Below are 21,865 nucleotides of genomic sequence, written 5' to 3' on the forward strand. Positions count from 1 at the left end.
AATTATTAATAGCCCGCACGTTTCACATACTGCCGGTAGTTTTCGATCACCCTGTCTAAACAGATGCGGAGCCATTCGCTATAATGCGCCGGATGTTGGGCGAGGTCTGCTGCAAGTTGGTCCAGCCCGACGTATTTTACCTCCATCACTTCCCGGGGCGAGGGGACGGGCAGGGCATCGCTCGTACCAAAAAAAACATGGTCGAATTCGTGCTCTACCAGGTTATTTTCCAGGCGGGCACGATAGGTGAAATTAAACTGGTGAATGAGCTCGCAATCGAGGCCCATTTCTTCGAGCAGCCGCCGGTTGGCCGCATCCTGGCTGCGTTCGCCGGGGCGCGGATGGCTGCAGCAGGTGTTTGTCCATTTACCACCCGAATGATATTTGTCCATGGCCCGCTGCTGCAGCAGCAATTCGTCCCGCGAGTTAAAAATAAAGACCGAAAAGGCCCGGTGCAGTGCGCCTTCCAGGTGGGCCTGCATCTTACTCATGGTACCGGTTGCGCAATCGGATTCGTCGACAAGGATTACTTCTTCTTCCACAGAAAGGCTTTAACAGATGTTTTAATACGCGTTATTATGTTAAGCACCGCGAAACCGGTTGATCACCGGAAGTCAAACCAGAGGCTGCCCTTCACCGGCGCGTTCAGCTGTACGTTCTTTACGCTTTGTGGTCCCATTTTCTCTGCCGCCTGGAACTTGGTGCCGATGGGCGAAATGGCGTCCATAAAGCCGATATTACCTTCGGGGAACAGCGGGTTGGTATTTTCATTCGCCGCACCGGCAGCTTTCAGCGGTTTGTAAAGCTGCAAGAAAGTTCCGGGCTCTGTAGCATAAACCGTAAACGGCGATTGCTTGTTTTGAATGGTCGCCCAAAACAGGTCTGCGTGGTATCCCTTAAACTCGGGGTATTCCCAGCTTTCGCCGGTGATGACGTTGTTGTAATTCTTTTGCCATACCCCAAACTGCTGACCTTTCATCCGGTTTTTCCACACGCGATAGGGCCCGCGGCCTTCCCACCTCACCCCGGTTACCAGCTCTTCGGGATAATTAAAGGTAATGCCGGCAAAATCGGCCTCCCCACGAATGGCATACTGGTAGTCGAGCTTCGCCGCTTGCCCGGGAGAAAACGTCCACTTCACGTTAAACAAAGACGGGCCCGTATAAGAGATCTCAACCACATAGGTATCGCCGGAGGCGAAATGATTCAGCTTGTTCAGCGTATGTTTAACCCCCGCCACTACGGGGCCGCCGGACAACGCTACCGTCGCTTTCGGCGTAACCACCTGCTGCAGGTTCCCGGTCCTTTTAGAGAAATAGTAGCTCATGCCATCCGCCGCGATCACTACGCACGAATCCGTTTCAGATGCGCCAACCTTCGCACCCGCTTTTACCACCGGTTTTATCATGCCCGGCATATGAATGGGCCAGCTCCAGGTAAAAAGCTCCTGCCGGTATTGATCGAAGGCCGTTAAGTACAGCACATCGCTATTCTTCCAGTTAGCGGGCAGGCCGAGCGAAAGCATGCCCGCAGAGCCGGGCGCCAGCGAAGGCCCGGTCATTTTTTTCGATGCATCGGTAGTCTCTGTTGTTGCACCGCTTCCCGCGGAAGGCAATGAAACCAGCTTCCATTCAAAAACGCATTTATCGAGGTTGGTGTACAGGTAATCGTTTGTCACCGGGATCTTCCCGTCGAAATTGACCGGGAGTAATTTCAGATCGACCTGCACCGGCGACCAGATCTCCTTAATGGTAAAAAAGCTGCCTTCTTTTTCGCGATGCGGGCCAACAATACCGTCGGGCGCCAGGTTGCCCTGCACGTCTATTTTGCCGTTCTGGTCCAGGCGCGATACACCTTCATCGGCAAACGACCATAAAAATCCTCCCGCGAAATGCGGATGCCTGCGCATCAGGCTCCAGAAATCATCGAGCCCGGCGCCATGACCGCCATCGTGTAACCCGTGCATAAACTCGGTCGGAAAGAACACCTCTTTGCCATACAGCACCGAGTTCATTACATAATTATAGTCGGGATAATGTTTCGTATCGGTGCCGTTAAACTTCTCCCAGGGGTGTATCACCAGGCGTTTTTGCGGGTCGTAAAGCTGGTAGTCGCCATCGAGCGCAGTGTTCCATCCACCTTCGTTACCGTTGTCCCAGATCACGATAGCAGGGTGATTCACATCCCTTACCACCAGTTCTTTTACCAATTTACGGCCAGCTTCTACGTCATATTTCGCTTGCCACCCGGTTAGTTCATCGAGCACAAAGAGGCCCAGCGAGTCGCAGATGTCCAGGAAATCCTGGTCGGGCGGGTAATGCGACATGCGCACGGCATTCATGTTCATGTCTTTCATCAGTTTCACGTCGGCGAGGTTGAGCGTCTTGCTCAGCGCTCTACCGGATTCGGGCCATTCGCTGTGGCGGCAAACGCCTTTAAAAACCACTTTCCGGTTATTCACATAAAATCCGTCGTGCGGACGTAATTCCGCCGTGCGGAAGCCGAAACGCTGTTTAATCCGGTGCACCACCCTGCCCTGCGCATCAGTGAGCCACACCAACAGGTTATAAAGATCAGGTGTTTCAGGATTCCAGGGCTGCACACCCTTTACCTGCCGCTGCAGGCCAGCGATGATTTGTCCCGCAGACGTTTTTACCGAGAAAGGAAGGCCAACCGGTTGCCCCTTCAGCGTTTGCACCTGCGCCTTTATGGAAATTCCGGCCGGCAAATTCACCGGGTATACATCGATGCGGAGCGCGCCGTCTGCTTTTGCATCCAGTGCGATGCGGTCGATGTACGTACGCGGCAGCAGCTCGAGGTAAACGGGACGAAAGATCCCGCCGAACAACCAGAAATCCGCTTTTCGTTCGGCCTGGTTCACAGATTCGTTCGAAGACCTCTTCTTCACCGTCACTTCCAGCAGGTTGTCGGCGCCCGTATTTACCAGGTCGGTGATATCATATTTGAACCGGTAAAAACCGCCCTGGTGCACGGGGCCGGCAGATTTACCGTTTATCTTCACCTCCGTCTCGGTCATAGAGGCTTCGAAAACGATGAAGATGGTTTTCCCCGCCTGGGATGCCGGGACCTTAAATTGATGCTTATATTGCCCCGTTTCGTCCGGATTCTGCGTATCGCGAAAGTAGTTGTACGTGCCAAAACCCTGCATTTCCCAGTTGGACGGCACCGGGATCTTGCTCCATGCGCCGCTTTTCATGCCGGTATTGATAAAGAATTCCCAATTTACCGTATGGTCTTTGTCGGTCCCCGAAAGATACTGGCGTTGAGTTTCCTGCGCCTTTAATGCATTCAACATGCCCAGCGACAGTAAAATTACGACCAGGCCGATCCTGGATGGTACTGCCTTCATGGCTTTATTTTAACGCGCCCCTGAAGAACACTACGCTTGCTGCTACATCCGGTCCGCTGTTGTTCCAGTTATACTCGTACTCTGCGGAAATCATCCCGCTGAATTTCTGGCGTTTCAGCTCCGCGATCACCGCCGGGATATTGGAGACACCGGTACCCCAACGCACGTCGTGCGCAGCCTTGTTGCCCTTTTCGTTGAGGTCTTTCATATGCGAATGGAAAACGTGTCCTTCCAGCTTCTTAAGGCATTCTACCGGGTCGAGGCCCGAGCGCACCCAGTGGCCGATGTCTGCGCAGGAGCCGATCCGGCTGCTCTGTCCTTTCATGGCCGCAAGCACGATATCCGGGTTCCAATAATGGGAAGGGTTCGGGTGATTGTGGATGGCTACCTTGATATCAAATTCGTCACACAACTTCGAGATCAGCGGCAGATCGCTTTCCTTAGGCTCGGAAGTAATGGTTTTTATACCCATTGCTTTGCAAAATGTAAAAAGCTGGCGCCAGTCTTCCGGGCTGTTAGCTCCAACTACGCCAAAAGCGTAAATAGTCACTCCTTTTTCTTTTAACTTGGCAAGGACGAGCGCCCTTTTAGCGGCATCCATTTTAAAATCCATCTTGCCTTCAATGCCCCCGCCGATGTTCTGGCCGGGAAATCCCTCGATGAATTTCAGTCCGCAGCTATCTGCTTTACGGATGGCGTCCACGAAAGTGAACCGGTTAAAAGTATAGGCTTGCGCGCCCAGTTTCCACCCCAAAGCGGTTTCCGGGTAATTTTTCACGGGAGAAGATGACGAATTACTGATTGATCGGCTGCACGAGCTAACGACCAGAAGGATCATTGCCGCTGCAAGTTGAAGAGCTCCGGTTTTCATTTGATTGGTTATGTTACGGGAATTAGTAAATATTACAATAGTAGCAAGTTTTATGGCTTTACGGCGTCTTTTTTAAAGAATACGCCAAGATATTAAGTTGGGAAGGATCGGCGGGAATATCCTATACTATCAGTTACCAGGCAATCCTGCGGAGATAGCCAGAACTATTCAGGGGTTTTACTATAGGCGCCGACGTTGCCTGCCGATACCTGGTTACCACCGGCATAAAGATCTTTTCTCCAGAGCCCGGCGGCGCCATACAATGCGGCATGTTCGCCGAGCTTAGCCATCTTTACGGGCGTTTTTATCGACCGGTCGCTAAGCACGCCTTCGGCCTGTTTCATAAACAGGCTGCCGGCTTTCGCGATATTGCCGCCGAGCACCACCACTCCCGGCTTTTTCGACTGGATCAGCCCTGCCATAAAATGCCCCAGGTTGCGGCCAAATTCCGCGAATACTTTAACGGCCGTTTCATTCGCCGGCGTCAATTCGGCAAGGTGCTTAACGTCGCGCACCATGCCGCCGCCCAGTTCCCGGAAATATCTGATAAACCAGCGGGTAGACAGGTAATCTTCGGCGATGCCGTCTTTAAACGGCGAATGCCAGAGATCCGCATCGGTGATCTCCCCGTTCTCGTTCCAGGCGGAACCAAGACCGGTGCCCAGCGTGATCCCTATAGAACGATGGTATCCGAACGCCGCACCCGCGATCATTTCACCGTTAAGGTAACAGGAAGCATCGTTCATCATGCGGATATTTCCTTCAAACATGCCAAGCTCAGCAGCCAGCAGCGACTTGATGCTGAGGCCATACAGCGCTTCGTATTTGTCTTGTCCTTTCATAAAGCTAATACCCTTTTCGTAGTCGAACGGTCCCGGCATGGCTATCCCTATTTTTACACCGGTTACGCGGGCAGCGGCCATCGACTGGCTAAATACTTCCGTCCATTCGCGGATAATCTCCCCCGCAGGAGCGGCAGCATTTACAGCCCGGCGCACATAGCTTTCGGGAACTATTTTCTTCGTATGAACGTCCACAAGGGCGGCGGTTATGTGCGACCCCCCGATATCTATTCCCAGCACTTTTGATGTACTCATTATTTCTCCTGGTCTCCTGTCAATGCAGCATGAGCTGCGGAACAAATATAATTTAAAACGATTTAGCCCTACAAGGTTTTTCGCCGGTGCAGCAACCTGCTGTTACGGGTGACATAGACGTTAATGCCGGACCTTATAAAAGCGGTAACCGAACAGGAAGATCACTACATAACAAACAATGGGGAGGTAATAAGCTGCCGCGATGTCGTGGTTGGCGATCTGCCCCATAATAAACGGGAAAAACGCTCCGCCTACCACTCCCATCGAAATAAATGACGATGCCTGTTGTGTACGTTGACCCAGGTTTTTGATGCCGAGGCTAAAGATTGTAGGGAACATGATGCTAAAGAAGAAGTTAATCATTAGCAGGGCGACGAAGGACGGCCAACCCAGGTCCTGCGCCACGATCAGGCACATCAGAATGTTACCGATGGCGAAAGCGGCCAGCAATTTATTGGGCGCAATTAACCGCATCAGGAAGGTACCGGCAAAGCGGCCGGCAAGCATCATTCCCATAAACAGGATCATGTAATTAGACGCGGTGGCGTCGCTAAAACCCATTTTTTCGTGCACATAATTGATAAAGAAGCCCCAGGTGCCCGCCTGTGCGGCTACGTTGAAGAACTGCGCAGCGACGGCCCAAACAAAATGCCGGTGGTTTGCCAGTTTCTTACCAGGCGCAACGTCTACGTTCACCGCCTCCTCATTTACCGCCACATGGGGATCAACGGTCGCCGGGACCTTCACGAACGAGAAAGAGACGGCTACCAAGGCGATTACCGTGCCGATAGCCACGTACAACAGCTTAACAGAGGTGAGATCGGTGCTCCCTTCTACCTGGTTCCTGAACAAAAACTGCCCGCCGATATAGGGTCCTAGCATGGCACCGACGGCGTTAAAAGATTGGGCGAAATTAACGCGCTGGTCACTGGAACGCTGGTCGCCGAGCGACGCCACGAAAGGATGCGCTACGGTTTCGAGCGTTGAACAGCCGCAACCTACAATAAACAACGCCAATCCGAAAAATGCGAACGACGATGTAAGCGCCGCCGGCACAAACAGGAACGCACCTCCCGAGAAAAGCGCCAGGCCCAGCAAAACGCCGTTCTTGTAACCAAAACGCTTCATAAATAACCCGGCCGGGATCCCCATCACCGCGTAAGCGCCAAATACCGCGAACTGCACGAAGGTGGATTGAGATTTAGAAAGACCTAATACCAGCTGGAAATGCTTGTTGAGCACGTCGGCCATGGTAATAGCGATCCCCCAGAACATGAACAAAGAGGTGGCAAACGCCATTACCACGACAAAGCGCGGCTCGGTAAATTTGGGTTTTAGGTGCATTAGGAAGGGTTATTTCGTGAATTGGGTTGTGGGAACTAAAATAAAATAATAAATCGTTTTAGCAAAACAGGGTGAACGAACGTGCTGTAGTGCGAAACACATCATGCCAAGAAACACGATCACATTGCACAAATATCGCTTAACGTTACATGGAACATGTTCAAAGCTGTCACACTGCCGGAAAAAAGGGACTTTTTCAAGGTAAACATACCGTTATCACCGGGTCGATCCAGGCGAAATGATTTCGATACTTTATACCATTATTAATCCCAAAATTGACATCGTAAACGAATTTCTTCACAAATATGGAAATAGCACCGCTAACGGAAAAAACACTTCCCTAAAGTAACTATAGTTCTTCCTGTCCGACTGACAGTCAATCCATTTCAAAATAAGAAGTTTGATTATGGAAGAGATCCACGTTGGAGAGCTTATTAAAGCAGTAGCAAAAAGGAAACGCCTGAGCAACGTTGAGTTGGGCAAACTACTGGGAACCAGCCCCAGGAACATCGGTTATACGTTCGAGCAAAAGGACATGTCTGTCAGGAAGCTTCGTTTCATAGGTGACAAACTGAACCATAATTTCTTTGCAGACCTGTATCCCAACACGGTAGAAGACGAAGGCTCCCGGCCCTGGGAAGAACTGAAGGAGCTATATAAAACGGAGAGTACGCTTCACATCCTGCTCGATATAGAATTCCCGGTTAGTTTAAGCGATCGCCTGGCGGCTTTTATAAAGCACACAAACGCAATAGGTTATAAATTCGGCTATAAAGTTTCATCGCGATAAACCGCCTGCCCCTCCGGGCTGGTTAGCGCTCCCGGTCTCTTCCCGGGTTACCCGGCGATAGGATATGTCTCCCTGTCCTCCCTAAGCACTATTTACCAGGATCTTTACTTTCGTTTAACGTCCGTGCTCCCGGGGCCCGGTTATTCGTCAGGATCTGCGCCGCTGCCGCGCTGCTCAAAATTTGTGCGTTCATCACATATTTCGCAGTGCCTATCACATTTTTTACATCACCAGCTCCTTCCCGGGTAAGTTTGCAGCATCATATTTAAACAAAGATGAAAAACTTACTTTCCCTGCGCAGAGAAAACCGCATCACGGTAGTATACCTGCTGGCACTTATGGTGGTATTTATCCTGCAGAGCTATAAACCTTTTCCGCCGGCTCCGGCTGACGCGGAAGTCGTGTACCTGGTGATAAAACCTTCCCTGTCAAAACAACTGCTTACTGAGATCGCGGGAAGGCTGAAAGAACAACATATCTATGTAGACTACGGCACATTACGGTACCGAAACGGGCAATTGGTTATGATCGATATCTCGATACGCGCGCGGGTAGCCGGGAAACCGGATGCTCTTTACCGGGTCAGCGAGCACGACTTTAAAACGATCGTTTTTTATTCTGAGGCAGGGGGTGAACAAACCGGGTTTGGCAAGGGATTACCGGCGGGACTCTCAAAGACGGGAAAAAAGATCGTTACAGAAAACCTGGTTGGCCTGATGATACAAGGTGGCGGCAGCAGGATGGTGTTAGGCTCCTGGAGATCGGAATGAGCATATCCCGGTCTCTGCCGTTACCTTTTATGGCGTAACCGCTGCTACCGAAGGCTGGCGTTTATATTTTCCAGTTCCTGTTTCCCGGGGCAGAGATCAGTTTCTGTCATCTTATTCAATGCCACTTCGCTGGTATCCAGCGTCTCATGCAGGTCGGTCGGGTCCGGCTCAAGGAAAACCAGGCCGGTAAGGATCGCGTTCTTCATCCTGGCCACCTGGAGCGCAGTAATTGCGGTAAGCCGGTTATAAGGGTTGCTGTGCGCGGCCAGTTTCTCCAGGCGGATAAATGTTCCGTCGTGCATTTCCACGTCCGTTCCCGTGCCTTCCGCGTATGCTGCGGTGATTTCGGTCTTTAAAGGTACGTAATCTACGGTAGCAGTGGCTTCGATATGCTCGCGCACGTAATCGTAGGACTTAGTAGAGCCAGGATTATTGTTAAAGGTTACACAAGGTGAAATCACGTTGATCAGTGCAAAACCCGGGTATTTTACCGCCTCCTTAATCAGTTCGATCAGCTGCGGCTTGTCGCCGGAAAAACTCTGTGCCACGAAACCCGCTCCCAGCTCGAGCGCCAGTCCCGCCAGGTCGATCGGCTGGAACGGGTTAACCGAACCCGCCTTGCTTTTCGACCCCGCATCCGCCGTCGCCGAATCCTGGCCTTTGGTGAGCCCGTAGCAACCGTTGTTCATTACGATATACACGATATTGAGGTTCCGGCGAACGATATGCACGAACTGTCCCATGCCGATAGACGCCGTGTCGCCGTCGCCGGAAACACCCAGGTACATCAGGTCGCGGTTGGCCATGTTCGCGCCGGTCGCAACAGATGGCATACGTCCGTGTACGGAATTAAACCCGTGCGACTTCCCAAGAAAATACGTCGGTGTTTTTGAAGAACAGCCGATACCCGACAACTTAGCAATGCGATGCGGAGGTACCGATAACTCGAAATAAGCCTGTATAATGGCCCCGCTGATAGAATCGTGCCCGCAACCAGCGCACAAGGTGCTTAGTGCGCCCTCGTACTCCCGTTTGGTATAACCGAGATCATTGGTGGGTGCGGATGGGTGACGAAATTTGGGACGTATGTAAGTCATTGCAATGATTATTGAGATTGGGAAACCAATTATAAATAATTAAAAATGCCCTGTATCACGAAATTGGCGGTGATCGGCATGCCATCGTAGTTAAGTACCGGGACCAGCTTTGACGGACTGGCATTCAACTCATTGATCAGCAGGGTACGCATCTGTCCGTCGCGGTTCTGTTCTACCACGAAGACCTTATCGTGCGCATCCAGGAAGGTCTCCACCGAAGGGTTGAAAGGAAACGCCCTGATCCGTACGGCATCTATCAATGTGCCCTGCTCCCGGAGAAGATCCATGGCTTCTTCCACCGAATAGGTAGACGTTCCATAAAAAAGGACCGCATTACGGCTCCGGTTCTCCTGCTGGTAAAACACAGGCGCCGGAACCAGGTAACGGGCAGTATTCCATTTTTTCAGCAGGCGGTCCATGTTGCGAACGTATACGGTGCCGTCTTCCGTGTAAGCGGCATATTCATCGCGGGAAGTTCCCCGGGTAAAGAACGAGCCCTGAGTGGCGTGCGTACCCGGGATGGTGCGGTATGTAACCCCGTCGTTATCAACATCGAGGTAGCGCCCGAACCGCTCCATGGTATCTAACTGGATGGCCGACAACACTTTGCCGCGATCATATTTGCGGCTATCGTCCCACTCGAAGGGTTCAGAAACATGGTCGTTCATGCCCAGGTCGAGGTCAGAAAGCATGATCACCGGGGTCTGCAGCCTTTCCGCCAGGTCGAACGAATCGGCCGTCATATCGAAGCACTCTTTCGGTGTATTGGGGAACAACAGTACGTGTTTGGTATCGCCGTGCGAGGCATATGCTGCCAGCAGCACATCCGATTGTTGCGTGCGTGTCGGCATCCCGGTGGACGGTCCGGCACGCTGCACATCGATCAGTACGGCGGGCACCTCGGCGAAATACGCGAGGCCGAGAAATTCATTCATTAACGAAACGCCTGGTCCGCTGGTGGCCGTAAAAGACCGCGCACCATTCCAGTTCGCGCCGATCACCATCCCCATCGCGGCAAGCTCATCCTCGGCCTGTACGATGGCGAACTTCTTCTTCCCGGTAGTTTTATCGATCCGCAGGTCTTTAGCATACGATTCAAACGCTTCAACCACCGACGTGGATGGCGTGATCGGGTACCAGGCAGCTACGGTAGCTCCTCCGTATACGGCGCCGAGGCCGCAGGCAGAATTTCCATCGATCAGTATCTTGTTCCCTACCAGGTCACGGCGTTCTAAACGCAGGTCCAGCGGGTAGCTGAAATGGTCGTGAACGTATTGGATACCCAGCTTAAGCGACTTGATATTAGGCGCGATCAGTTTCTCCTTGCCCTGGAACTGCCCGGTAAGCAACTGCTCAAGCACGCCAAACTCGATGTTCAGCAATGCCGAAAGGGCGCCCACATAAATAATGTTCTTAAACAACTGGCGCTGCCGCGGATCGGTGAACTCGCGCAGGCAGATCTCCATCAACGGAATGCCTATATAGTTAACGTCGCTGCGGATAAGTTCCGGGTGAAGCTGTTTGGTGCTGTCGTAAAGAAAGTAACCGCCGCTTTCCACATTCATTACGTCATTAGGCATGCTTTGCGGATTCATGCAGACCATGATATCGATGCCCTGGCGACGCCCATAATAGCCCTTTTCGCTTACGCGGACCTCGTACCAGGTTGGCAGTCCCTGGATGTTTGAGGGAAATATATTTTTGGGAGTAACCGGAATTCCCATCCGGAAGATCGCCTTTGCGAACAGGTAATTGGCACTTGCCGACCCGGTGCCGTTCACGTTGGCGAACCGGACCACAAAATCATTTATTTTGAGCATGAATGACCAGCTTTGGTAACCTTATATAAATAATGCTGCATGTCCCAGGCCGAGGTCGGGCAGCGTTCTGCGCAGAGACCGCAGTGCAGGCACACGTCTTCATCTTTCACCATTACACGCCCGGTAGTGAGGGCACCCGACACGTACAGGCTTTGTGCAACGTTCACCGCCGGCGCATTGAGCCGGTGCCGCAGGTCTTCTTCCTCGCCGTTTGGTGTAAAAGTGATGCAGGAAGTGGGGCAGATATCTACGCAGGCATCACACTCGATACACTTGCTGTCCGAAAACACGGTTTGTACATCACAGTTGAGACAGCGCTGCGCCTCTTTAAAAGCCGTCTTAAGGTCGAAACCAAGTTCTACCTCCAGCTTACGGTCGGCTAACGTGAGCTCTTTATCAGCCTGTGGTACCACGTAACGATAATCAGGCTCCACGGCATTATCATAGCTCCATTCGTGGATCCCCATTTTCTGGCTTACCAGGTTGGTAAACGGAGAAGGACGGTCCTTCAGGTCCTGCCCGCGCAGGAAAAGGTCGATAGAAACGGCAGCCTGGTGACCATGCGCTACCGCCGTAATTACGTTCTTAGGGCCCCATGCGGCGTCACCACCGAAGAAAACTTTCGGGTGAGACGACTGGTGGGTGAGCTTATCCACTACCGGCATGTTCCATTGGTCGAAGTCGAGGCCGAGATCCCGCTCTATCCACGTGAACGTGTTCTGCTGCCCGATGGCCACCAATACATCATCGGCTTCTACGAACACGTCCGGGTCACCGATCGGTAGCAGCGAGCGCTTGCCATTTTCGTCGTACACGGCATGTACTTTTTCAAAGGTCATTCCCACCAGTTTGCCATTTTCGGCGACATAGGTTTTTGGCACATGATTTTCGAGGATGGGAATATCTTCGTGCATGGCATCTTCTTTCTCCCAGGGAGAGGCCTTCATCTCGCTGAAAGGGCTCCGCACCAATACTTTTACCTGTTCGCCGCCAATACGGCGCGAAGTGCGGCAGCAATCCATCGCGGTATTTCCGCCACCCAGCACGATCACTTTTTTACCGATCGACCTGGTATGCTCGAATGCTACGCTTGCCAGCCATTCTATACCTACGTGTACGTTGGCGGCTGCTTCGACAAGGCCCGGAAGCTCGAGGCCGCGTCCGCGGGGAGCGCCGGTGCCCACATATACGGCATCGTAACCCTGGTCGAGGATTTCCTTCAAGCTCGACACATATCTTTTAAAATGAACATGGATACCCATATCCAGGATATAGTTCACTTCTTCGTTGAGCACCGAAACCGGCAAGCGGAACGAAGGGATCTGGCTGCGCATCATGCCGCCGCCAGCTTCCTGGTCATCATATAAATGGATCTCGTAGCCCAGGGGCGCAAGATCGCGCGCCACGGTCAGCGACGACGGGCCGCCGCCGATAAGCGCAATTCTCTTACCGTTCTTCACCGCGGGGATCTGCGGCATCCGCGATCTTACATCGTCCTTATTGTCCGCAGCCACGCGCTTCAGGCGGCAAATAGCCACTGGCTCTTCTTCTACCCGGCCACGGCGGCATGCCGGTTCGCAGGGCCTGTCGCACGTACGCCCCAGGATCCCTGGAAACACGTTGGATTCCCAGTTTACCATGTAAGCTTCGGAATACTTCCCGGCGGTAATAAGCCGGATGTACTCGGGTACCGGGGTATGCGCAGGACAAGCGTACTGGCAGTCTACCACTTTGTGGAAGTACTCCGGATCGTTGATGTTAGTCGGTTTCAAGTAACAGTTTTCTTATTTTTGATAAGTAAAAATATATTAAATCACTAAATCCATGCGATTATCTTTAGTATATTTTTATTCTAAATAGAAAATTACCTGCAAGTTATCCCGGGAAATATCAGGGTGCCGGCATGGAAAAACGGCGCAGCGTTTGCCAAAACCATTTAGCTGATCACTTGCTGCTGCCCGCTTCGCCGTAGATCTTGTGGAATTTTATGTACGAGATGACAAGTACCGCGAACCAGATCACCGCGAACCACCACATACCGGCAATTCCGTAAACCGCGTAGTTGGCGATAGCCGCCGAAATGAAGTCGATGCCGAGGCCTGCATATGCCCATTCTTTGATCCGTTTGGGAAAGAAAGGAACGATAAGCACCACTGCGCCCAGGAATTTAGCGATACCCAACTCCCAGTGGAACCACATCGGCAACCCGAGGTTACGGGTACCGCTGAGCGCCATTTCGCTATTCAGGAAGAATATGCCTGGAATAATAAAAAGAGCTATTAAGCCCGTAGTTACCCAATAAATGATTTTGTCCGCTTTGTTTGCTGTAGTTGTCATGATAATAGTTTGTAGATTATTAGAATACCTGTTATGTGATTTAATACAAAGCTAATGCGTATACCGGCACGCCAGGAGGGGCGAAAGCGACAAAAAAGAGGCAAAAAAAGGATGTACGGCTCCCGCGAAAACGTTTGCGCTAAAAAATCCTGCCGGTCATCAAAAACATGCTAAATTGCGGGAAAAAACAACGACAGAAATATGTATTTAATGGAACAAACCATGCGCTGGTACGGGCCAAATGACCCGGTAAGCTTGTGGGATATCCGCCAGGCGGGATGTACCGGTGTGGTAACGGCCCTTCACCATGTACCGGTTGGAGAAATATGGACGGTGGAAGAGATCAGCAAACGCAAAGCGGAGGTGGAAGGCGCTGGCCTCACCTGGACAGTGATCGAAAGCCTGCCCGTACACGAGGAGATCAAAAAACAATCGGGCAACTACCTGCACCACATCGAAAACTACAAACAAAGCCTGCGCAATGTGGCGGCTTGCGGACTTAAAGTGGTTACCTACAACTTTATGCCCATCCTCGACTGGATGCGTACCGACCCGTTCTACACCCTCGAAAATGGGTCGAAAGCACTTCGTTTTGAAAAGGCGGCGTTTATCGCGTTCGACCTGTTTATCCTGAAACGGCCCGGGGCCGAAGCCGATTATACGCAGGAAGAGATCGCTTCCGCAAAAGAACGGTTTGCCACCATGACCGTCGCCGAAAAAGAGGAACTTTACAAAAACACCTTACTTGGCCTCCCGGGAAGCGAAGAGCGCTTTACCGAAGAGCAGATCCTCGCCGCCCTGAGAACCTACGAACACATCGACCGGGCGAAACTGAAGGAACATCTCTTCTATTTCCTGCAGCAGGTAGTTCCCGTGGCGGAAGAGACCGGGCTTCAGATGGCGATCCACCCGGACGATCCTCCTTTCCCGATACTGGGGTTACCAAGAATTGTGAGCACCGAGGAAGACGCCAACCAACTACTGGCTTGCGCACCTTCTCCCGCCAACGGGTTATGCTTCTGCACCGGCTCTTATGGCGTACGCGCGGATAACGACCTCCCGGGGATGGTGAAACGCCTGGGCGACCACATCCACTTCCTGCACTTGCGCAACACGAAACGCGACGAACACGGTAACTTCTTCGAAGCCAACCACCTCGACGGCGACGCCGATATGTATGCCGTAGTAAAAGAAATCGTAGAAGTGATGAAGCGGAAAGGCTCCATCCCGATGCGCCCGGACCACGGTCACCAAATGCTGGATGATCTGAAAAAAGTTACCTATCCCGGCTATTCCGCCATCGGCAGGCTCAAAGGCCTGGCGGAACTGAGAGGCCTGGAACTCGGGATCGTGAGATCATTTGAATAAAGAAGCAGGAGATAACGTCCCGGCCGGTAAACCGGCCGGGACGTTAAGTTTGAAATGTTATCCGCACCACCTTTACCGTCACCAGCAACTGGCCCACATGCCTCATGGTGTGCTCGGCGGCATGAACTAACAACCCGATCACCGTTGACGGGAGCTGCGATCTGCCGATACCGCGAAAATCTGTCAGCGTGTCTTCAGGCGTATCCATCAATTGTTTAAAAGCCGCCTCTACCTGCACGCTAAACCTGTCCACCAGCTCCTGAACCGAGCAGCCGGTGGCTGAGTCCTTCCCCTCTGCCTTTAAATAAGCAAACTGTTCCTCGTTTAACGCCTCGTTTCTCGCATAAGTAAACAACCTGTCGAGCACCCCGCTTAAGTGCTGCAGGTGAAAGCCCACCGATGCCAGCCCGGCCGGCCGTTCCCATAGCCATGTGGCGGGGAAATCGATCAATAGCTCCGCCACTTCTTCACGCGCCTGCAGTAAAGCATGCGCAACCGGCTGCAGCAAAGGCGGGATATCGGGGAGGGGACCGCGTTGCCAGGCTTCCATTGCGATTGTGATATTTAGGCTAAAGGATAGGTTAAAGGCTGAAACCTCCAGCCTTTAACCTATCTTGTTCTGTAACGTACTGACTTAAAAGATATACTTCGTACTCAAAAAATTGGAGTTGTTATCTTCTACGATCTCGTTTAATAACGCTTTATTGTTTTCGTTCAGCTTGGCCGCAACGAGTGAGCGGATCGAGAACGAGCGGAGCGCATCAACTACAGATAAAGTTCCCTCCGCGCTGTCTTTTCTTCCTGTGAAGGGGAAGACGTCGGGACCGCGCTGGCACTGGCAGTTGATGTTTACGCGGCTCACCTGGTTTACCAGCGGATCTATCAGCGATGCGATCACATCCGGGTTGTTGCTAAACACGCTCACCTGCTGGCCGTGGGTAGAATCGATCAGGTACTGGATCGGTTCCTCCAGGTCATCGAAGGGTACAACCGGGATCACCGGACCAAACTGTTCTTCGCGGTAGAGCTTCATTTGCGAATTTACCGGGTACATAATAGCAGGGTACACGAACGATTCGTTGGCAATACCGCCGTTCTCGTTTACCACTTTGGCGCCTTTGCTTTCGGCATCTTCAATACATTCTTTCAGGTAAGCCGGCTTGTGCGGTTCGGGAAGCGGCGTCAGGTTTACCCCTTTCTCCCATGGCATGCCAAACTTGAGCTTTTCAACGGCTTCAGCCAGCGTTTTCAGGAACAGCTGCGCGATGCTGCGATGTACGAAAACGATCTTGATCGCCGTACACCGCTGCCCGTTAAAGGAAAGAGCGCCCAGCACCGTTTCTTCTACCGCCAACGTGATATCTGCGTCTTTGGTGATGATGGCCGCGTTTTTTGCATCCAAACCCAGGATGGCGCGGAGGCGGTTCACTTTAGGGTGCAGTTTCTTCAACTCGTCGGCCACTTTGCTCGAACCGATCAGCGTAAGCACGTTGATCTTACCCGATTGCATCAGGCCAGGCACAATGGTATGTCCGCGACCATAGATCGTATTTACCACCCCTTTCGGGAAACAGGTACGGAAAGCCTCCAGTAGCGGGTAATGCAGTAACGTACCATGCTTGGGCGGCTTAAACAGGATGGTATTTCCCATGATCAGCGCCGGGATCAGCGTAGTGAATGTTTCGTTTAGCGGGTAGTTAAAAGGCCCCATGCATAACACCACGCCCAGGGGCGAGCGGCGTACCTGTGCTACAATTCCCTGTTCGATCTGGAAGCGGGACGAATCTCGGTCGATATCTTTCAGCGCATCGATGGTGGCATGGATATATTCCACGGTACGGTCGAATTCCTTCACCGAATCGGCATACGATTTGCCGATCTCCCACATGATGAGTTTTACGACAATTTCTTTCTTTTCCACCATCTTCCTTGTGAATTGTTCCACACAGGTGATGCGGTTTTGCACACTCATGGTCGGCCATTCGCCGCGCCCGTTGTTATACGCGTTAACGGCAGCATCGAGCGCCTCCATGGCTTCCTTTTCGGTACAAACGGGGAAACTGCCTACCAGCTTTCGCTTCAGTTCTTCGCCCGATCTTACAAATACAGGCGAAAGCACTTCCGAGCACGGGCCTGTCCAGGGCTTCATCTCTCCGTTAGAGAGGTATTCTTTCTGATGGATCTCTTCATCGAAAAGGAACTCCTTAGGGATATCACTTTCGTCGACAAAAATAGAGGCAATCTGATCTTTAACGCTCATAATGAGTCTTTTAGTTTAGGGTGATCGGCTTCATCCGCGGCACCAGGAAATGCATGATCAGCCACGCCAGCAGGTATGCGGCGCCGCATATAAAGAACATAATGTAGTAACCGGTCTGGATATCATTAATACTTTCGTAATATTTAAACATGCCTTTCTGTACCAATGCGGTAAGCAGGATCCCGCCAAGTCCGCCAAACATTCCCCCAATACCTGTTACAGAACCGGTAGCGCGTTTAGGGAACATATCTGAAACGGTGGTAAAGATGTTTGCGCTCCATGCCTGGTGTGCCGCAGCGGCCAGGCCGATCACCAACACGGCCAGCCACATATTTACGGAACCGGCGATCTGTGCGAAAACGATAGGGATCACGCAAAACGCATAGATCAGCATACTTGTTTTACGCGCCTTGAACACTTGCCAGCCGCTGTTGATCAGCTTCATGGGCAGGTACCCGCCGCCAACGCTTCCCAGGCTGGAAATGATATATACCACTGCTGTCGGGAAAGCCAGGTCGGTATTGCTCAGGTGATATTGCTTTTTGAGAAAATCCGGCAGCCAGAATAAATAGAACCACCAGATCGGGTCGGTAAGCAGCTTGCCGATGGCAAATGCCCAGGTCTGTTTAAAGCTCAGCAGCCTGAACCAGGAAACCTTCGCAGTTTCGGGCTCGCCGGTCTCTGCGTTCAGGTCGGCAGAAGCCTCTTTGTCGGCGTGGATGTAGTCGAACTCAGCTTTAGAAAGCAACTTGTGTTTAGCAGGAACTTCGTATAAGATGAACCACAGGGCGAGCCATATAAAACCGATGGCCCCGGTAAGGATGAACGCCCATTGCCAGCCCCACTTCTCCGCGATAAAAGGAACGGAAAGCGGCGCGATGATGGCGCCGATGTTCGAACCTGAATTAAAGATCCCGGTGGCAAACGCCCGCTCCTTTTTAGGGAACCATTCTGCGGTAGCTTTAATGGCCGATGGAAAATTACCCGCTTCGGTAATTCCCAGGAATACACGGGCTAACGCGAAACCGGCAGTTCCGGTTGCTAATGCATGGCATACCGCGGCGATGCTCCACAAGGTGGTGGCAATGGCATACCCGATCTTGGTGCCCAGCTTGTCGATCACGCGGCCTGCAAAAAGCATCCCCAATGCATAGGAGATCTTGAATGCAAGCTCGATATCGGCATAATTCTCCACCTCCTGTACTTTGTCCCAGTTAAATGCGGCAGCCAGGTAAGGCTTTAGCAAGCTGATCACGGCACGGTCGAGGTAATTAACAGTCGTAGCAAAAAACACAAGTGCACAGATCGTCCACCTGTAATTGCTCATTTTGTTTTCCTTCATTTCGAAAACGTTTATTGGTTAGTTTATTTGCGGCAAGACTGCACGATGGCGATCGCGTCTTTGGTGGCGGTGATCAGCTCGTCGTACTTTTTGTTTTCCATTACGTCCTTACTTATCAGCTTGCTTCCCATGCCTACTGCGCAAACACCGGCTTTGAACCAGCCGGAGATATTGTCCTTATCGACCTCTACGCCACCGGTAGGCATAAATAACAGGTTAGGGAACAGGTCTTTAATGGCCGAAAGGAACGCAGGCCCGAGGATATTGCCCGGGAACAGCTTTATTACTTTAGCGCCGAGCTGTTCGGCTTTGATCACTTCTGTGGGAGTCATACAACCAGGGACCCAGAGGATCCCAAGTTTTTCGGCGAGCCCGGCGACATCTTCTACCAGGCCCGGGCTGATAATATAATCTGCCCCGGCATCGATAAACGCCTGCGCAGACGCTGTATCCTTAATGGTGCCCACCCCGAGGTACATCCCTTCAAGCTCGTTGGCGCAAACTTCTTTCATCTTCGCAAAGTTGTTTAGCGCAGCTTCTCCCCGGTTAGTGTATTCCACGGTACGGATCCCGGCTTTGTATAATGCGCGCAGCAGTTCGATGCTGGTTTCTGTGTCTTTGTTAAAATATAAAGGCAGAATTCCCTGTTCGGGGATGAGTTTTAAAAGGATTGACTTCTTATCCATGATACTGATTAGTTCAAAACTGTTATAATTTGGGTGGCTAATGTAGAAAAATTAAGCAAACATACAGCGTAAACATTTAAATCATCCGTCATGATATTAAAGTATTTACGCAAACGTTCCCGGAGATTTATTGCCGGTTTTTTATCCCGAAACTTGTTATTTAAAAGAACGTTAATGTACTTTTGGTCGATTAAGCCTCAAAAAGGCGAAAGCTAAAAAGCATAAAGCATAAAGCATCTTCCGGGCACCCGGGACGATTTACCCGGGCAAATAATTGGCGTTTGCAGGATCGTTTAAGCTTTGTACTTCAACCTTTAAGCTTATCAAGAACCGTGTTTTCTAAATATCAAAACAAGATAAACAATGTCTAAAAAAGTTGTAACCCTGGGAGAAATAATGCTGCGCTTATCTACTCCTGATTTCAAGAGATTCGTGCAGAGCGATACATTTGATGTAACGTATGGCGGTGGCGAAGCAAACGTTTCTGCCGCGCTTTGTAACTATGGCCTTAACGGAACTTTTGTTTCTAAGGTGCCTAACAACCCCATCGGCCAGGCGGCCATCAACCATTTACGCCGTTATGGCGTCGACACTCAATATGTTGCCCGCGGCGGAAAGCGCTTAGGGATCTATTTCCTGGAAACAGGCGCCTCGATGCGTGCTTCGCAGGTAGTGTATGACCGTGCAGACGCTTCTATCTCGGAAGTGGAGATCGATGAATTCGATTTCGACAAGATCTTTGAAGGCGCCGATTGGTTCCATACCACCGGCATTACACCCGCGCTGAGCGATAAAGCCGCCGCGCTTACCGAAGCTGCGTTAAAGGCCGCAAAAGCTAAAGGCATCACTACCAGTATCGACCTGAACTACCGTAAAAAGCTTTGGAGCAAAGAAAAAGCGCGTGAAGTAATGACCCGTCTTTGCCAGTATGTAGACGTTTGCATCGGCAACGAAGAAGACGCCGACACCACCCTCGGTTTCACCAGCAAAGGAACCGATGTAACCAAGGGCGAACTGAACCTCGACGGATATAAAGACGTTTTCCAGCAAATGAAAGAAAAGTTCGGCTTCAAATATATTGCTTCTACCCTTCGCGAAAGCCATAGTGCTTCTGACAACGGATGGTCGGCGCTGGTTTACAACGGAACAGATTTCTACCATACCAAATCATACGAAGTACGCATCGTTGACCGTGTAGGCAGCGGCGACTCTTTCGCCAGCGGTTTCATCTACGGCCTGGTAACCGGTATGGCCATGGGCGATGCCGCTGAATTTGGCGTAGCAGCTTCGGCGCTGAAACATACCATCCCCGGCGATCTGAACCACGCAACCCTGTCGGAAGTGAAGGACCTCGTTGGAGGCGACGGATCAGGACGGGTACAACGGTAATTGAAACGAGGAACGGGCCGAGCCATCCGGCCCATTCCCCATTCTCTATTCCCCATTCTCCATTCTCTCCTTCTAATACCATCCATTACATATTTATACGATTTGCCAACCTGTTCAACCAACATTACATGATCATAGATTCTCTCGAAAACGGTTCCAGATATTATAGTGTTCACCCGTTGTTTGCAAAAGCGTTCGAATACCTGCATGCGCAGGACCTCGACACGATCGGGGTAGGCAAGTACGACATCGCCGAAGGGCTGAAGATCGGTATTACCGACAAAGAGGCCATGACGGTGGAAGAGTCGACCGCCAAGTTCGAGTGCCATAACCAGCATATCGATATCCAGGTCTGCATCCGCGGTACCGAAAAAATGGGATGGAAGCCGCGCGGCGACTGCAAGGACGAAAAAGGGTCGTACAATCCAGAAAAAGACGTTGCGTTTTACAATGACGCACCCGACATGTTCTTCGAACTGAACCCGGGCCAGTTTGTGATCTTCTTCCCTGAAGACGTGCACGCGCCGATGATCGGCAGCGGGCCGATCAAGAAGGGAGTTGTGAAGGTGAGGATTTGAGCGTAGAGGTTCTCTACTTACAATTAGCTTCAATCATCTTCTCTGCCCGGTCGCTTCCCAGCCTTCTTACAAACAGGAGGTCTTCGCAGGCCCCTTCTTTGTCCTGTTGCTTTATTTTACTTGCGGCCTGTTTAAGCATGCGGTCTATGTAACGTTCGTCGTAACCGAGTTGCGCTTTCAGGTCGAGGATCTTGGCTTCGTCATCGGCAGCGTAGTTCCCTGTTTTCTTTTTGTCGTAGAAATTAAGGACTGCCCGGGTGAGCGCTTCGCGCGACCGGTAAGCGGCGATAGCTTCGCGGATCTGTTCCGGCGACCGGCGTTCGCAGTTAAATTCTTTCAACGCGAAGTTGATAGGAAGCACGATCGATTGCGTGGTGTCATACCCCGCGGGAACGATCCACTTTCCGGAGGTGAGGCGTACAATGCGCAGCGCTTCTTTATCCAGGTCTGTGCCGTATCCCTTTTGAACAGCCGACTGGTAGATCCGGCCCCCGCTATTAAGCCTGAAGCTTACCTGGATGGTTCCCTGCAGGCAATTCTGCTTGGAGAACTCGGGGTAGATCAGGTTATTGTTAATAAAGGCGTCGAGCCGGCTTGCGCCACCTTTAAAAGACGGCTGGTCATACTGGAAGACGAGACTTAAGATGTTCAGAAATATCAGGAAGTTCATTTTTCGATTTATTGGTTGAACGTTTAACGTTTAACGCTATACGTGTTTACAAGATCGTATTTTATCACCCGGATTA

General features: G+C 51.5%; 19 protein-coding genes. 5 read left to right on the top strand and 14 right to left on the bottom strand.

The window, feature by feature from the left end:
* Nucleotides 1-5 precede the first annotated feature (5 nt).
* From idi to fucP, 5 genes are all read right to left on the bottom strand, one after another.
* Complete coding sequence (gene idi, locus GS398_RS02220; RefSeq protein ID WP_160905103.1) at nt 6-542, bottom strand: isopentenyl-diphosphate Delta-isomerase; 537 nt, start codon at nt 540-542, stop codon at nt 6-8.
* A 62-nt stretch (nt 543-604) separates the two neighbouring features.
* Nucleotides 605-3,370, bottom strand: coding sequence for a glycoside hydrolase family 2 protein (locus GS398_RS02225; protein ID WP_160905104.1), 2,766 nt, complete (start codon nt 3,368-3,370; stop codon nt 605-607).
* Between the two features lie 4 nt (nt 3,371-3,374).
* Nucleotides 3,375-4,148 (bottom strand): sugar phosphate isomerase/epimerase family protein, encoded by a 774-nt coding sequence (locus GS398_RS02230; RefSeq protein ID WP_369410208.1) that lies wholly within the window; start codon nt 4,146-4,148, stop codon nt 3,375-3,377.
* 257 nt (nt 4,149-4,405) lie between these two features.
* Nucleotides 4,406-5,338: an ROK family protein gene (locus tag GS398_RS02235; RefSeq protein ID WP_160905106.1), complete on the bottom strand. Its 933-nt coding sequence runs from the start codon at nt 5,336-5,338 to the stop codon at nt 4,406-4,408.
* A 120-nt stretch (nt 5,339-5,458) separates the two neighbouring features.
* A complete protein-coding gene (fucP, locus tag GS398_RS02240) occupies nt 5,459-6,682 on the bottom strand; it encodes an L-fucose:H+ symporter permease (protein ID WP_160905107.1) in 1,224 nt (407 codons plus the stop codon).
* A 406-nt stretch (nt 6,683-7,088) separates the two neighbouring features.
* Between fucP and GS398_RS02245 the strand changes: the two genes are divergently transcribed.
* Both GS398_RS02245 and GS398_RS02250 read left to right on the top strand, forming a co-directional pair.
* Nucleotides 7,089-7,472 carry a hypothetical protein gene (locus GS398_RS02245; RefSeq protein ID WP_160905108.1) on the top strand — a complete coding sequence of 128 codons (384 nt, stop codon included), beginning with the start codon at nt 7,089-7,091 and terminating at the stop codon, nt 7,470-7,472.
* A 275-nt stretch (nt 7,473-7,747) separates the two neighbouring features.
* Complete coding sequence (locus GS398_RS02250; RefSeq protein WP_160905109.1) at nt 7,748-8,242, top strand: hypothetical protein; 495 nt, start codon at nt 7,748-7,750, stop codon at nt 8,240-8,242.
* Between the two features lie 44 nt (nt 8,243-8,286).
* Here GS398_RS02250 and GS398_RS02255 read toward each other — a convergent pair whose 3' ends face one another.
* The 4 genes from GS398_RS02255 to GS398_RS02270 all read right to left on the bottom strand — a co-directional run bounded on the left by GS398_RS02255 (nt 8,287) and on the right by GS398_RS02270 (nt 13,496).
* Complete coding sequence (locus GS398_RS02255; RefSeq protein WP_160905110.1) at nt 8,287-9,339, bottom strand: 2-oxoacid:ferredoxin oxidoreductase subunit beta; 1,053 nt, start codon at nt 9,337-9,339, stop codon at nt 8,287-8,289.
* Between the two features lie 29 nt (nt 9,340-9,368).
* Nucleotides 9,369-11,159, bottom strand: coding sequence for a 2-oxoacid:acceptor oxidoreductase subunit alpha (locus tag GS398_RS02260; RefSeq protein ID WP_160905111.1), 1,791 nt, complete (start codon nt 11,157-11,159; stop codon nt 9,369-9,371).
* Entirely contained in the window at nt 11,147-12,931 is a 1,785-nt protein-coding gene (locus tag GS398_RS02265) for an FAD-dependent oxidoreductase (RefSeq protein WP_160905112.1), read from the bottom strand. Before GS398_RS02265 ends, GS398_RS02260 begins: the two co-directional genes overlap by 13 nt.
* Before the next feature lie 172 nt (nt 12,932-13,103).
* Complete coding sequence (locus GS398_RS02270; RefSeq protein ID WP_160905113.1) at nt 13,104-13,496, bottom strand: DoxX family protein; 393 nt, start codon at nt 13,494-13,496, stop codon at nt 13,104-13,106.
* A 210-nt stretch (nt 13,497-13,706) separates the two neighbouring features.
* Here GS398_RS02270 and uxuA point away from each other — a divergent pair, with 210 nt between their 5' ends.
* Nucleotides 13,707-14,864, top strand: coding sequence for a mannonate dehydratase (gene uxuA, locus GS398_RS02275; RefSeq protein ID WP_369410209.1), 1,158 nt, complete (start codon nt 13,707-13,709; stop codon nt 14,862-14,864).
* Nucleotides 14,865-14,907: 43 nt separating this feature from the next.
* On the opposite strand, the gene GS398_RS02280 is transcribed toward uxuA, so the two are convergent.
* The 4 genes from GS398_RS02280 to GS398_RS02295 all read right to left on the bottom strand — a co-directional run bounded on the left by GS398_RS02280 (nt 14,908) and on the right by GS398_RS02295 (nt 19,152).
* On the bottom strand, nt 14,908-15,414 hold the full coding sequence (locus tag GS398_RS02280; protein ID WP_160905115.1) for a DinB family protein: 507 nt from the start codon (nt 15,412-15,414) through the stop codon (nt 14,908-14,910).
* Nucleotides 15,415-15,498: 84 nt separating this feature from the next.
* Nucleotides 15,499-17,124, bottom strand: coding sequence for an NADP-dependent glyceraldehyde-3-phosphate dehydrogenase (locus tag GS398_RS02285; protein WP_160905116.1), 1,626 nt, complete (start codon nt 17,122-17,124; stop codon nt 15,499-15,501).
* A gap of 10 nt (nt 17,125-17,134) precedes the next feature.
* Complete coding sequence (locus GS398_RS02290) at nt 17,135-18,466, bottom strand: MFS transporter (RefSeq protein ID WP_160905117.1); 1,332 nt, start codon at nt 18,464-18,466, stop codon at nt 17,135-17,137.
* Between the two features lie 23 nt (nt 18,467-18,489).
* Entirely contained in the window at nt 18,490-19,152 is a 663-nt protein-coding gene (locus GS398_RS02295) for a beta/alpha barrel domain-containing protein (protein ID WP_160905118.1), read from the bottom strand.
* 363 nt (nt 19,153-19,515) lie between these two features.
* On the opposite strand from GS398_RS02295, the gene GS398_RS02300 reads away from it, so the two are divergent.
* Nucleotides 19,516-20,541 (top strand): sugar kinase, encoded by a 1,026-nt coding sequence (locus GS398_RS02300; protein ID WP_160905119.1) that lies wholly within the window; start codon nt 19,516-19,518, stop codon nt 20,539-20,541.
* A gap of 128 nt (nt 20,542-20,669) precedes the next feature.
* Nucleotides 20,670-21,119 (top strand): NanQ anomerase/TabA/YiaL family protein, encoded by a 450-nt coding sequence (locus GS398_RS02305; RefSeq protein WP_160905120.1) that lies wholly within the window; start codon nt 20,670-20,672, stop codon nt 21,117-21,119.
* A gap of 13 nt (nt 21,120-21,132) precedes the next feature.
* Here GS398_RS02305 and GS398_RS02310 read toward each other — a convergent pair whose 3' ends face one another.
* Nucleotides 21,133-21,789: a TonB family protein gene (locus tag GS398_RS02310; protein WP_160905121.1), complete on the bottom strand. Its 657-nt coding sequence runs from the start codon at nt 21,787-21,789 to the stop codon at nt 21,133-21,135.
* Nucleotides 21,790-21,865: the final 76 nt, after the last annotated feature.

This window comes from Hufsiella ginkgonis (genome assembly GCF_009834915.1).
GTDB classification, from domain to species: domain Bacteria; phylum Bacteroidota; class Bacteroidia; order Sphingobacteriales; family Sphingobacteriaceae; genus Hufsiella; species Hufsiella ginkgonis.